The organism is Clostridium sp. ZBS2 (assembly GCF_023845855.1).
In the GTDB taxonomy this organism is placed as follows: domain Bacteria; phylum Bacillota; class Clostridia; order Clostridiales; family Clostridiaceae; genus Clostridium; species Clostridium aquiflavi.
This window is the reverse complement of sequence record NZ_JAMQIF010000010.1, coordinates 220,877-234,666: the sequence shown is the minus strand read 5'-3', so window position 1 is coordinate 234,666 and position 13,790 is coordinate 220,877. Positions and strand designations below refer to the sequence as shown.

The following is a 13,790-nucleotide window of genomic DNA, read 5'->3' as shown; positions in this document are numbered from 1 at the left end:
ACTCTCACTTAACTATTCTCAAAGTCCAATTACAATGCCACTTTACCTATTGCATATATCAACACGCATTTAAAACAGAGCGTATATAAAAAGTATTAGAGGTGCTAAAAATTATGATGCAATCTATATTATATGAATATGAAAACTATTGTGGCAAATTAGGGGCAATTTATTCAAAAGAAAAAACAACGTTTATATTATGGGCTCCAGTTTCAAAAAGTGTAAGAGTAATATTATATTATAAAGAAAAAAATGAAGTTTTTGATATGAAAAAAAGAGAAGAAGGAATATGGAGTTTAGAACTTTTAGGAGATTTTAATGGAGTTTACTATAATTATTTAGTTAATAATGAACAAAATGAAATAGAAGTTGTAGATCCATATGCTAAAGCAGTAAATGTAAATGGAAATAGGGGAATGGTAATTGATTTAGAGTCTACTAATCCTAAAGATTGGGATGAAGATATCAAGCCAAAATTTACAAATGCAACAGATGCTATTATATATGAAATACATGTAAGAGATTTTTCAATAAGTGAAACATCAGGTGTTAATGATAAATTTAGAGGAAAGTATAATGGGGTTTATGAGAAGGAAACTAAGATTCCAGGAACCAATTACCCTACATGTTTAGAGTATATAAAAGAGCTCGGAATAACACATGTTCATTTAATGCCAGCATTTGATTATGCAACAGTAGATGAATCCAATGTTAGTTCTGAAAATTATAATTGGGGATATGATCCTAAAAATTTCAATGTACCAGAAGGATCATATTCTTTAGACCCTTTTAATGGGGAAAAACGAATAATAGAATTTAAGAATATGATTAAAACTTTACATGAACATGGTATAAGAGTGATTATGGATGTTGTATATAACCACACACATTCAACATATAGTTCTAATTTAAATTGCATAGTCCCCAGTTATTACTATAGACAAAATAATGATGGGTGGTTTTCTAATGGGTCTGGATGCGGAAATGAATTAGCAACAGAAAAAAAGATGGTTAAAAAATTTATAATTGATTCTTTGATTTATTGGGCAAGTGAGTATCATATAGATGGTTTTAGATTTGACTTAATGGGATTATATGATATAGAAATTATGAAAGATATAAGAAGAAGTTTGGATAAAATAGATAAATCCATACTTATGTATGGTGAAGGTTGGACAGGTGGTGCATCTCCTTTACCAGAATGGGATAAATGTATTAAGTTTAATATTAGTAAATTTGGAGACATGAATATAGCAGCATTTAGTGATGATATTAGAGATGGAATAAAAGGAAATGTCTTTGATTCTCATTCAAAAGGTTTTATAAGTGGTGCAGGAATTTTAGAAGAGACTATTAAATTTGGAGTAGTAGCTTCTACAAAGCATAATCAAATAAATTATGAAAGTTTAAAATATAGTAAATTTCCATGGGCAAATGAACCGTATCAAACAGTAACATATGCGTCTGCGCATGATAATTATACATTATGGGATAAGATATGTCTGTCTAATAATAATTTTTCAAAAGAAGATTTAAAAGCCATGAATAAATTGTCTGCGGCTATAATTTTAACTTCTCAAGGTATTCCATTTTTTCAAGCAGGAGAAGAATTTTTAAGAACTAAGAAAAATAAGGATGGAAGTTTAAATGGCAATAGTTATAATTCACCTGACAGTGTAAATGAATTACAATGGAATAGAACTGTAGAATATAAAGATGTTGTGGATTATTATAAAGGATTAATTAGGCTTAGAAAATTTTGCAAAGGATTTAGAATGGATACTAGCAATGAGATAAGAGAAAACTTAAGATTTTTAGAGAAAAAGATAAATTTTGATAATGATAGAATAGTTGCATTTTATATAAATTTAAGTTATTTGCAAACTAATTGGACGGAAGTTTGTGTAATATATAATGCAAATCCAAATTCAGTCGAAATTAAATTGAATAAAAATGGATGGTATGTTATTGTAAATGAAGATAAAGCTGGAATAGATAAACTGACATATATAGAAAATAATGTAGTAAAAGTGCATAAATTAAGTTGTTATGTATTAGTAAAAAAAGATTAAAAAAACAGCTATAAAAATGAATTATGTTAACAAATTAATAAAAATAACAAGATATACTATTGAATTTAAATCAATATATGTTTATAATATATTAAAATGATATGTTAAAAATTGTGATAAGGAAGAGTATATTTAGTAAGCTTTTCAGAGAACTAGAGATTTGGTGGAAATCTAGTAAGTGAACTTTATAGAAGCAGCCTTTGAATTTCATATTGAAAAATAAGAATTACTATTCTTAATTAGATAATGACGTGTTCCTTACGTTATAAAGGTTGAAGTATTTATGAAAATATTTCTATAGAGTGAGCATTTTATGCTTATTAGGGTGGTACCGCGTAATCAATCTTTCGTCCCTTGTTTTTGGGGATGAAGGATTTTTTTATTACAATTAAATACCTTATCTGATAGTTATTAATTTTAAGGAGGCATTTTATATGGAAGAAATACTAGAAATATTAGAAAAAAATAGTCGTTATACTGATGAACAAATAGCAACTATGTCTGGAAAAAGCGTTGATGAGGTTAAAGCAGCAATTAAAGATTATGAAGACAAAAGTATTATAGCAAGATATACTACTTTGATTAATTGGGAGAATACAGGAAAAGAAACTGTAACAGCATTAATTGAAGTTAAAATAACGCCTCAAAGAGGAGCAGGTTTTGATAAAGTAGCAGAAAGAATATATAAATTTCCAGAAGTTACAGCATGTTATTTAATGTCTGGAGGATTTGATTTAACAGTTATAGTAGAAGGAAAGAGCATGAAAGAAGTAGCTCTTTTTGTATCGGAAAAACTTGCTGTGCAACAATACGTATTAAGCACTAGCACACACTTTGTTTTAAGAAAATATAAAGACCATGGAACAATATTTAAAGAAAAGAAAATTGATGATAGGGAGGCAATTTTTATATGATTATAGAGAATATGATTAAGAAAAACGTAAGAGAAATGCCACCATCAGGAATAAGAAAATATTTTGACATGATTAATGAAATGGAAGGTGTTATATCTTTAGGAGTTGGTGAACCTGATTTTGTTACTCCTTGGAATGTTAGAGAGGCTGGAATTTATTCATTGGAAAAAGGGCATACTCATTATTCATCAAATGCTGGATTTATAGAACTTAGACATGAGATATCTAAGTATTTATATAGAAGATTTAATCTTAGCTATAATCCAACTGATGAGATAATAGTAACAGTAGGGGGAAGTGAAGGAATAGACATAGCTCTTAGGGCATTAGTTGGACCTGGAGATGAGGTTATAATACCAGAACCAAGTTTTGTTGCATATAAGGGATGTACAACTTTTACAGGAGCAACACCTAAAGTCATAAATCTTAGGGCAGAAGATGAATTTAAGCTTACTCCAGAACTTTTAGAAGAAGCAATAACTCCAAAAACTAAAGTTGTAATAATACCGTTTCCTAATAATCCAACTGGTGCAATTATGACTAGAGATGAATTAGCTAAAATAGTAGAAGTTTTAAAAGATAAAGATGTAATTGTTATATCAGATGAAATATATGCAGAACTTTGCTACGATAAAGAGCATGTTTCTATAGCATCTTTTCCTGAAATGAGAGAAAAGACATTGGTAATAAATGGTTTTTCAAAAGCTTATGCTATGACTGGTTGGAGATTAGGATACTTATGTGGACATCCAATACTAATAGAAGAAATGAAAAAAATACACCAATATGCTATAATGTGTTCTCCAACAACAGCACAATATGCAGCAATAGAAGCCATGAAAAAAGGTGATAAAAGCGTGCAAACCATGGTAAGAGAGTATAATAGACGAAGAAGAGTGCTGGTTGACGGATTCAGAAAAATGGGATTAGATTGTTTCGAACCACTAGGAGCATTTTATGTATTTCCATCTATAAAATCCACGGGAATGACATCTGATGAATTTTGTGAACAGCTTCTTATAAATGAAAAAGTACTTACTGTTCCAGGGAATGCATTTGGAGATTGTGGTGAAGGATTTATCAGAGCTTGTTATGCATCATCTATGGACAATATAATGGAAGCACTTAAAAGAATAGAAAGATTTATTAATAAAATAAATAAATAAATATTATTAGGCTATGTTTTAAATGCATATATCAACACTCTGCTAAAACATAGCCTATTATTAAAAAACAAAGTCAAATTAAATTATAAATTTTTAAAGTGTATCATGATGAATAAAAATTCAATTTGATACACTTTATTTTAAAAAACTATAATAATACCATTAACTTAATAATATTATTAAGTAGAGAGAATATATAAGTAAAAAATAAATATTATAAAATCATATGGAAATTATATGAAAAAATATAAAATTGATATAATTAACCACATAAAATATTAATCGCTTTAAAAAATATTCGTTTTTATAATGTTTTAACAATAAAAAGGTTATCCTAATATTGACATTGCTAATGTAATATAATATGATAGTTATGTAACCGGTAACATGATGAGAAAATTAATAAAACTTTTTTAGTTTTCTAATGCCTTAAATTAATCGTTTACAAATGAGGTAAAATAGTTTAAGTAGTTGTGTGAGAACATTAAGGGAGGATTCATATGGGGGCCACGATAAATGATATTGCTAAAATAGCAGATGTATCATCTACAACAGTTTCAAGAGTATTGAACAATTCAGGTTATGTAAAAGAAGAGACTAGACAAAAAGTTTTAAATGTTATAAAAGAAATGAATTATACTCCAAGTGCTATTGCTAGAAGTCTTTCCAAAAGTGAAACAAATACAATTGGAATTATTGTTCCAGACATAACTAATAATTATTTTGGAGAAATAATAAAGGGAATAAGTGAAGTTGCAGAAGAAAAAAATTTAAATATAGTTTTATTTAATACAGATAATTCTTTGGAAAAGGAATTAAAGGCTTTAAAATCTGCAAAGGCCCAAAGAATAAAAGGAATAATAATGACACCTGCTTTTGGAGATGGTAATTTTAAAACTAAATATACTACTTTAATAGAACAGTTAAATATACCAGTTGTTTTGGTATCAGCAGATATAAAACATAGTAATTTAAGTGGTGTTTTTGTGGACAACGTAAAATGTGGATTAGATGCAACTAATTTATTAATAAAAGAAGGACATGAAAAAATAGGAATAATAACAGGGAATATAGATTCTGATGCAACTATGGACATGCTTTCTGGATACAAAAAAGCACTTAATGAAAATAATATTGATATCATGGATAAATATATTTTCAATGCAGATTTCAAAGCAGAAATAGCTTATAAATTAACTAATAATATATTAAAAACAGAAGATAAACCAACGGCATTAGTTATTTGTAGCAATATGATGACTATGGGAGCAATAAAAGCACTTATAGATTCAAAAAAGAAAACACCAGAGGACATATCTATTGTAGGAATTAATAGAGTTGATTTTTTAGATATAGTAGGATTACAAGTTACATATATAGAGGATTCACCAATAAAACTTGGAAAGAGTTCTATGGATATGCTTTGGGAAATAATAAATGATAAAAATAATAAATCTGTAAGGAGAACAATAATGGCTCCTAAAATAATATGTAATGGTTCAGAAAAAAAGATATATTGAAATGAATAGTATATATGTTAATTGTGAAAATTAGTATAGAGAATAAATTAGAATAAATATTATATAAAGTTAATTCTACATAATATACTAAATTAATTTGAATTTAAGTTATAAATTTCATTATAGTTTGTAACTTGAAATATATTATTAAAAATAGTAGGAGGAAAAGCAATGAAAAAGAAATTATTATCATTATTAGCTATTTCTGCAATAACAGTATCAATGTTTGCTGGTTGTGGAGGATCTAGCACAGGAACTAGTGATTCAAAAAAGGGTGGAGAGCAAATTAAAGTAGGTATGGTTACAGACTCAGGAACAATAGATGATAAGTCATTTAACCAAGGTACTTGGGAAGGAATACTAAAGGCTGAAAAAGACCTTGGAATTGCACAACCTAAATACTTAAAACCAAATGGAGAAACTGAAGCAGATTATATGAAGGAAATTGGAAACCTTTATGATGCTGGATTTAGATTAATAGCTACACCAGGATTTAAATTTGAAACTGCTATATATAAATCACAAGAAAAATATAAAGATGCAAAATTTGTTTTAATTGACGGTACTCCAAATAGTGGTGGAAAAACTCCAGAATATAAAGTAGATGAAAACAGTGTTTCTATTTTATTTGCTGAACACCAAGCCGGATTTTTAGCAGGTGTTGCTACATCTGTTGAATTAAAAGAAGGAGACCTAGGATTTATAGGTGGTATGGAAATACCAGCAGTACAAAAATTCAACTGGGGATTCCAACAAGGTGTTGCTTATGCTAATGAAAAGTTAGGAACTAAAATGTCATTAAAAGCAGACAATATAATATATCAAGGTACTTTCAATGATACAGCAGCAGGACAACAATTAGCAGCTCAAATGTATGACAGAGGCGTTAAAGCTATATTCTGTGCAGCTGGTGGAGTTGGTAATGGAGTTATAACAGAAGCTAAGACTAGAATCGGATCAGGTAGTCAAGTATGGGTAGTTGGTGTTGACAGAGATCAATTTGATGATGGTGTATATGCAGATGGTAAATCAGTAATTCTTACTTCAGCAGTTAAAAAAGTAGAAGCTGCAAGTTTTGATATGGTAAAAGCAGTTAAAGAAGGTACTTTCCCAGGTGGTCAAACTTTAACATTTGATGTTACAAAAGATGCAGTAGGTATTCCAGCAAAGAATCCTAATTTATCAGAAGCAACAATGAAAACAGTTGCTGAAGTAAATGAAAAAGTTAAAGATGGAACAATAACAGTTGCAGGTGAACAAGGAAACTTAGTAAAATAATATCTGTTTTATTAAATAAATATTATTTCAAGTAATAACAATTGAAGAAAACTTTTATTAAATAATATAATAAGTTTTCTTCATTGTTAAATACTATATAAGAAATAATAATAAACTAATTTTCTAGAACAATAATAAATTTTGATTTCTATATATTGATAATTGACAATGTACAATAGATAGACCTGAAGTATTGTATATTATCAATTGGCAATTAGAAATTGCTAATCTAAAAAAGGAGGACTCTACTATGGAATATGTAGTTGAAATGCTAAATATCCGTAAGGAATTCCCAGGTATAGTTGCAAATGATAATATTACCGTAAGACTAAAAAAAGGTGAAATTCATGCATTACTTGGTGAAAACGGTGCGGGTAAATCTACATTAATGTCAGTTCTTTTTGGTATGTATCAACCAGAAAGAGGAGTTATAAAGGTAAGAGGAAAAGAAGTTAAAATATCTAATCCAAATGTTGCAAATGATTTAGGAATAGGAATGGTGCATCAACATTTTAAATTAGTACACAATTTTACAGTAACTGAGAATATAATTTTAGGATGCGAACCTAAAAAAGGTTTAACAGTTGATGTTAAAAGTGCTGCTAAAAAGATTAAAGAACTATCTGAAAAGTACTCATTAAATGTTGATCCATATGCCAAAATAGAGGATATAACAGTAGGTATGCAACAAAGAGTTGAAATCTTAAAAATGCTTTACAGAAATGCTGAAGTATTAATTCTAGATGAACCAACAGCTGTACTTACACCACAAGAAATAGATGAACTTATGAAGATTATGAAAAACCTTATAAAAGAAGGAAAATCTATCATTATCATAACTCATAAGCTTAAAGAAATTAAAGCAGTTGCAGATAATTGTACTGTTATTAGACGTGGAAAATATATAGGAACAGTTAATGTAAAAGAAACATCTCAATCAAAGATGGCAGAAATGATGGTTGGAAGACCAGTAAGCTTTAAGGTTGAAAAAGAAGATAAAGAACCAGGAGATGTAATTTTAAAAGTTGATAACCTTTCTGTAATGAATAATAAAAAGGTACTTGGTCTTAAAAACTTTTCAATTGAAGTTAAAGCGGGAGAAATTCTTGGAGTTGCTGGTGTAGAGGGTAATGGACAATCTGAATTAATTGAAGCCATTACTGGAATGAGACATGTACAATCTGGAAAAATATATTTTGAAGGTAAGGATATTACTGATATGTCAATACGTAAACGTATTGATAGCGGAATAGCACATATTCCAGAAGATAGACAAAAAAGAGGACTAGTTTTAGATTACACTATTGAAGATAATATTGTACTTGAGATATATGGTAGAGAACCATTTTCTAAACATGGATTATTAAACAGAGAAGCTATACACAATTATGCTGAAAAAATTATTGAAGAATTTGATGTTAGATCAGGAGAAGGTGGAGCATCTTTTGCTAGAACAATGTCAGGTGGTAATCAACAAAAAGCTATAATTGGTCGTGAAATTGAATTGGATCCAGATTTATTAATAGCAGTTCAACCTACTAGAGGTCTAGATGTAGGTTCTATAGAATATATTCACAAAAGACTTGTAGAACAAAGAGATGAAGGAAAAGCTGTTTTACTTATATCTTTAGAATTAAGTGAAGTCTTGAATCTATCAGACAGAATTGCAATCATTAATAGCGGTGAATTAATAGGTACTGTTAATGCTTCAGAAACAAATGAAAATGAAGTTGGCTTAATGATGGCTGGTATTCAAAGGGGGAGTGAAGCGTGAGTAAAAAAGAGAGTTTAAATTCTATACTTGCAGTTGTTTTAGGATTGATTGCAGGTGCAATATTAATGGCTCTTATTGGAGATAATCCTGTAGATGGATATTCATATCTATTTAGAGGCGGATTAATGAACATAGAGAGAATTGGTAATACTCTAGCGACAGCTACACCATTAGTACTTACAGGACTTTCAGTTGCATTTGCATTTAAAACAGGTCTTTTCAATATTGGAACTCCTGGACAAATGTTATTTGGTGGATTTGCTGCTACAGCAATAGGATTAACATGCTATAACAGCATGCCAAGATCGATATTACTATTAGTTATGATAATTGTGGGAGCGGTTGCAGGTGCACTTTGGGCATTCATACCAGGATTATTAAAAGCTAAATTTAATGTAAATGAAGTTGTATCTACTATTATGATGAACTGGGCTTGTTATTGGATAGTTTACTATACAATTCCAGCTTACTTTAAAGGTGAAACTTTAGAAACAGAATCAAGGCTACTTCCAGAAGTAGCATCATTAAAGACACCAGTACTTACTAAATTATTTGAAGGCTCTTACATTAATCTAGGTATATTTATTGCAATTTTAGCAGTTATTATAGTTGGATTTATATTAACAAAGACAGTTTTAGGTTATGAATTAAAGGCTGTAGGTTTTAATAGAGATGCTGCAGAATATGCAGGTATGTCAGTAAATAAAAATGTAATTTATTCTATGATGATAGCAGGTGCACTTTCAGGTCTTGCAGGTGTAGCTCAATATGTAGGAAATGCATCTAATATACAAATTGGTGTAATGCCAACTCAAGGTTTTGATGGTATCGCAGTATCATTACTAGGTGCCAACAATCCTATAGGTGTATTTATATCAGCAATATTCTTTGGATTATTATATTCAGGTAAAGGATTTATGAATGCCAATACAAGTATTCCACCTGAAATTGCAGATACTATAATAGCAACTATTATATATTTTGCAGCTACAAGTGCAGTTGTACCTATGGTATACAATAAATTTAAACGTAAAAAGGAATTAAAAAATGAACAAAAGGCAGGCAATACAGGAACAGGAATATTGCCTAATGATGAAAATAATAAATCTTCAGATGATACTGAAGAAATAAATAACAAGGAGGAGAAGTAATATGTGGGGAATAATACAACAAGTTTTTCCTTATGCTATTGCGTATACAATTCCTCTATTAATCACTTCACTAGGTGCATTATATTGTGAAAGAAGTGGAGTTGTAAATATTGGACTTGATGGATTTATGATTATAGGTTCATTTTCAGGAGCATTAACAATATTTAAGTTACAAGAATCAATGCCAAATAGTACTCTCCCTCTTTGGATCGGTTTACTTGTAGCAGTGGTAGTTGGGATGTTATTTTCACTATTACATGCATTTGCTAGTATAAATTTAAATGCAGACCAAGTAATTAGTGGTACTGCAATTAATATGATAGCAGGAGCATTAACTATATTCTTAGCAAGAACTATTGCAGGTAGTGGACGTATAAGAATTCAAACAGGATTTTATCCAATGGATGTTCCAGTTCTTTCATCAATACCAATAATCGGAGATTTGTTTTTTAAGAAAACATATATTACTACATGGTTAGTTTTATTAATACTTATAGTAAGCATATTTTTAATATATAAAACTAGCTTTGGTTTAAGATTAAGAGCATGTGGAGAACATCCTCAAGCAGCAGATGCAGCGGGAATTAACGTTTATCGTATGCGTTATATTGGAGTATTAGTTTCAGGAGCATTATCATCTCTTGGAGGAGCAATAATACTTGTAACATACTCAGGTGAATTTAATGGAAGTGTTGCAGGACTTGGATTCTTAGCATTGGCAGCATTGATATTTGGTCAATGGAAGCCATTAGGTATTCTTGGAGCTACATTATTCTTTGGATTTGCAACTACAGTTGCTAATGTATCACAAGTAATTCCAGCATTAGCATCTATACCATCAGTGATACTAAAAGTATTCCCATATGTAGTTACATTAATTGCATTAGTATTATTCTCAAAATCTTCACAAGCACCAAAAGCATCTGGGGAACCATTTGATTCTGGTAAAAGATAATAAAAAATAATTTTTAAAGGATAAGCTAATATATTATTAAAAATAATATATTAGCTTATCTAATCAAAAAATATATTATTAGATGCTAGGGAATCAGTACCAGATTTACTTTGATATATGGTATTATAAAAAACATAATAAAGTCAAATGTTTGGAATCCTATAGTTATATAAATTTAGAATAAAGGGGACATGAAGAATGGAAAATAAAGAACTTATAAAAATAGCATTAAAATATAGAGAAAAGGCATATTCACCATATTCTAATTTTAAAGTTGGTGCGGCTGTATTATTTGATAGTGGAAAAGTATATGGTGGTTGTAATATTGAAAACGCTTCCTTTGGTGCAACTAACTGTGCAGAAAGAACAGCAATTTTCACTGGTGTAGCAGAAGGTGAAACTAAGGTTACTGCAATTGCAATAGTAGGAAGTTTACAAGAAAATACTTATCCATGTGGAATTTGCCGTCAAGTTATAAGTGAATTTGGAGGCCCTGAAGTGAAAGTAATACTTGCTAAAAGTGAAGAAGATTATATTGTAACAGATATGGCTGAAATTTTACCAGGTGCATTTACAAAAGCAGATTTAGATAAAAATAACAAATAATAACTTAAAAGATATTTTAGGATATAAAAAATTGCATGTATTTAAAATAAATTTCAAAAATTAGATTATGTGGAGGTAACAAAATGAGTATTCATATAAACGCACCAGAAGGTGCAATAGCAGAAAGCATATTATTACCAGGAGATCCTTTAAGAGCTAAGTTTATAGCTGAAAATTTTTTAGAAGATGTAGTTTGCTATAATGAAGTTAGAGGAATGTACGGATTTACAGGGACTTATAAAGGAAAGAGAGTTTCAGTTCAAGGAACAGGTATGGGAATACCATCAATATCAATCTATGTTAATGAATTAATTCAAAGTTATGGAGTTAAAAATCTTATAAGAGTTGGAACTTGTGGTGGATATCATGAAAAGGTTAAGGTTAGAGATCTTGTAATTGCAATGTCAGCATGTACAGACTCAAATCTTAATTTAGTAAGATTCCAAGGCAGAACATATGCACCAACTGCAAGTTTTGACTTATTAAAACCAGCTTATGATTTAGCTGTGCAAAAAGGATTTGAACCTAAGGTGGGCCCTATATATAGTTCTGATATATTCTATGGTGATGATAATGAAGATTGGAAGAAATGGGCTGACTTTGGTTGTTTAGGAGTTGAAATGGAAGCAGCAGCATTATATACTATTGCAGCTAAATATAATGTTAATGCATTAGCATTACTTACAGTAAGTGATCACTTTATAACAGGTGAAGTAACTACTGCAGAAGAGAGACAAACAACATTTACAAATATGATTGAAGTTGCATTAGATACTATAGTTGGATTAGAATAATACTTAAATTATAAATAAGAAGCAATTGAATTATAATTTTATTTGATAAAAATAAAAATAGTTAAATAAAATAAATAAATTTATAAAAGAGAGCTTTTGGAATTCCAAAAGCTCTCTTTTACTTTATAAATAAATATAGAATTTTATAAACCTCAAAAGTTTATATTAATATTCCTCGTAAACACAAACGCCTATAGAACCAGGTCCAGTATGTACACCTGTACAAGCTCCGATAGTCTCTAAAGATATTTCTGTTATATTTTCATGAGCTTGTACATTGTTTAAAAATTCATTAGCTTCTTCATCAGCATCTCCATTCAAAATCCAAACTCTACATTTACCATTATCAAGATATGACATAAGTATTTGCTTTAATTTAGTTAAAGATTGTTTTCTGCCTCTAGCTTTTGCATAAGGGTATAAAAATCCATCTTCATCAGAAGAAATTATTGGTTTTAAATTTAAAGTTTCAGCAATAGTACCAGATACTCGTCCTATTCTTCCACCTGCCCTTAAATATTTCAAAGAAGGAAATGTTACAAAACCATGAGTTTTATTCCTAATATCTTCAAGATTAGAAAGAATATCTTCAAAGGTACAATTATCATTAATTAATTTTCCAACTTGTGTTGCAATAGCTCCAACTGGATAACCTATTGTTTTTGAGTCAAATATGTAAGATTTAATTTTAGGATAATGCTCACTTAATAATCTTATACTATTAAAACATCCCGAAGAATTAGCTGAAACTGTAATAATAATTACATGAGTATAGTTTTCAGCAATTAAGTTTTCAAATACTTGACTACTATATTCTATGTCTGGTAGAGATGTAGTAGGAATTTCTGTTTTTAAAAGGGTAAATAATTCTTTTGAGGATATTGTTATTCTATCTAAGTATTCGTTATCATTGAAAATTATTCTAAATGGAAGTAACTTAATATTGAACTTATCTAAAGTACTTTGATTTAAGTCACAACTACTATCTGTTATTAAGGCAATTTTTTGCAAAAATTTTTCCTCCTTAGTATATAAATATACAAAATTTTTCCTTAATTTATATGAATTAAATTTTTTATGTAATTAAACTATATCATAGCTTTTAACGTACTACAATGATTTTTAATGTTAATATTTTGGCAAATATATTCCAATGAAAAATATTACTTATATTTATTTAATTTACATTTTAGATGATAGATAAATTTTATATATTAAGACTTAATTTAAGATTAAATGTATAGTCTATATTTTTTAAACAATACTAAAATAGAGAAACATTATATATATATTTAGGAGGGTTAAATTTATGGCAAAAGCAGGAATGAGAAGACCTGATCCAAATGATGCTCATGGAACTGAAAGTAATCATAAACAACATTATAAAAAAAATGATGTTGAGCCAGTACCAGAAATTCAAGGTAAAGCAAAAACAGGCAATAAAAAAACTAATCCTATAAAATACTAAAAATTTAACTGTCTAAAATAGAAAGAATTCTATTTTAGACAGTTGTTTTTATTTTAGGCTCTGTTTTAGTAGTGTGTTTATATATGCATAAG

Annotated in this window: 12 protein-coding genes and 1 other annotated feature; of the genes, 11 read left to right on the top strand and 1 reads right to left on the bottom strand. The window is 29.1% G+C overall.

The features are described from left to right. Window positions 1-113 precede the first annotated feature (113 nt). From pulA to deoD, 10 genes are all read left to right on the top strand, one after another. Window positions 114-2,072, top strand: a complete 1,959-nt coding sequence (pulA, locus tag NG918_RS07460) for a type I pullulanase (protein ID WP_252225523.1) — start codon at window positions 114-116, stop codon at window positions 2,070-2,072. Between the two features lie 104 nt (window positions 2,073-2,176). Then, window positions 2,177-2,430 (top strand) — a binding site (T-box leader). A gap of 76 nt (window positions 2,431-2,506) precedes the next feature. Beyond that, window positions 2,507-2,986, top strand: a complete 480-nt coding sequence (locus NG918_RS07455; RefSeq protein ID WP_252214014.1) for an Lrp/AsnC family transcriptional regulator — start codon at window positions 2,507-2,509, stop codon at window positions 2,984-2,986. Further along, on the top strand, window positions 2,983-4,152 hold the full coding sequence (locus NG918_RS07450) for an aminotransferase class I/II-fold pyridoxal phosphate-dependent enzyme (RefSeq protein WP_252214012.1): 1,170 nt from the start codon (window positions 2,983-2,985) through the stop codon (window positions 4,150-4,152). Before NG918_RS07455 ends, NG918_RS07450 begins: the two co-directional genes overlap by 4 nt. 500 nt (window positions 4,153-4,652) lie before the next feature. Then, window positions 4,653-5,672, top strand: coding sequence for a LacI family DNA-binding transcriptional regulator (locus NG918_RS07445; RefSeq protein ID WP_252214010.1), 1,020 nt, complete (start codon window positions 4,653-4,655; stop codon window positions 5,670-5,672). A 171-nt stretch (window positions 5,673-5,843) separates the two neighbouring features. Beyond that, window positions 5,844-6,950 (top strand): BMP family lipoprotein, encoded by a 1,107-nt coding sequence (locus tag NG918_RS07440; protein ID WP_252214008.1) that lies wholly within the window; start codon window positions 5,844-5,846, stop codon window positions 6,948-6,950. A 250-nt stretch (window positions 6,951-7,200) separates the two neighbouring features. Further along, a complete protein-coding gene (locus NG918_RS07435; protein ID WP_252214006.1) occupies window positions 7,201-8,724 on the top strand; it encodes an ABC transporter ATP-binding protein in 1,524 nt (507 codons plus the stop codon). Then, the gene (locus tag NG918_RS07430) at window positions 8,721-9,875 is read left to right on the top strand and encodes an ABC transporter permease (RefSeq protein WP_252214004.1); all 1,155 of its coding nucleotides are present in this window, start codon (window positions 8,721-8,723) and stop codon (window positions 9,873-9,875) included. The genes NG918_RS07435 and NG918_RS07430 overlap by 4 nt, the downstream gene beginning before the upstream one ends. Window position 9,876: 1 nt before the next feature. Then, window positions 9,877-10,830: an ABC transporter permease gene (locus NG918_RS07425; protein ID WP_252214002.1), complete on the top strand. Its 954-nt coding sequence runs from the start codon at window positions 9,877-9,879 to the stop codon at window positions 10,828-10,830. Window positions 10,831-11,028: 198 nt separating this feature from the next. Further along, a complete protein-coding gene (locus NG918_RS07420) occupies window positions 11,029-11,436 on the top strand; it encodes a cytidine deaminase (protein ID WP_252214000.1) in 408 nt (135 codons plus the stop codon). A gap of 83 nt (window positions 11,437-11,519) precedes the next feature. Beyond that, entirely contained in the window at window positions 11,520-12,230 is a 711-nt protein-coding gene (deoD, locus tag NG918_RS07415) for a purine-nucleoside phosphorylase (protein ID WP_252213999.1), read from the top strand. A 165-nt stretch (window positions 12,231-12,395) separates the two neighbouring features. Here the strand turns inward: deoD and NG918_RS07410 are convergent, their stop codons facing one another. Continuing rightward, complete coding sequence (locus tag NG918_RS07410; RefSeq protein WP_252213998.1) at window positions 12,396-13,241, bottom strand: DegV family protein; 846 nt, start codon at window positions 13,239-13,241, stop codon at window positions 12,396-12,398. Between the two features lie 298 nt (window positions 13,242-13,539). Here NG918_RS07410 and NG918_RS07405 point away from each other — a divergent pair, with 298 nt between their 5' ends. Then, window positions 13,540-13,698, top strand: a complete 159-nt coding sequence (locus tag NG918_RS07405; protein ID WP_192875381.1) for a hypothetical protein — start codon at window positions 13,540-13,542, stop codon at window positions 13,696-13,698. Window positions 13,699-13,790: the final 92 nt, after the last annotated feature.

Excerpts from the sequence above, each read along its gene's own strand:
- NG918_RS07420 (WP_252214000.1), top strand. The coding sequence starts at position 11,029 with ATGGAAAATAAAGAACTTATAAAAATAGCATTAAAATATAGAGAAAAG.
- deoD (WP_252213999.1), top strand. The coding sequence starts at position 11,520 with ATGAGTATTCATATAAACGCACCAGAAGGTGCAATAGCAGAAAGCATA.
- NG918_RS07440 (WP_252214008.1), top strand. The coding sequence starts at position 5,844 with ATGAAAAAGAAATTATTATCATTATTAGCTATTTCTGCAATAACAGTA.
- NG918_RS07450 (WP_252214012.1), top strand. The coding sequence starts at position 2,983 with ATGATTATAGAGAATATGATTAAGAAAAACGTAAGAGAAATGCCACCA.
- NG918_RS07445 (WP_252214010.1), top strand. The coding sequence starts at position 4,653 with ATGGGGGCCACGATAAATGATATTGCTAAAATAGCAGATGTATCATCT.
- NG918_RS07405 (WP_192875381.1), top strand. The coding sequence starts at position 13,540 with ATGGCAAAAGCAGGAATGAGAAGACCTGATCCAAATGATGCTCATGGA.
- pulA (WP_252225523.1), top strand. The coding sequence starts at position 114 with ATGATGCAATCTATATTATATGAATATGAAAACTATTGTGGCAAATTA.
- NG918_RS07455 (WP_252214014.1), top strand. The coding sequence starts at position 2,507 with ATGGAAGAAATACTAGAAATATTAGAAAAAAATAGTCGTTATACTGAT.
- NG918_RS07435 (WP_252214006.1), top strand. The coding sequence starts at position 7,201 with ATGGAATATGTAGTTGAAATGCTAAATATCCGTAAGGAATTCCCAGGT.
- NG918_RS07425 (WP_252214002.1), top strand. The coding sequence starts at position 9,877 with ATGTGGGGAATAATACAACAAGTTTTTCCTTATGCTATTGCGTATACA.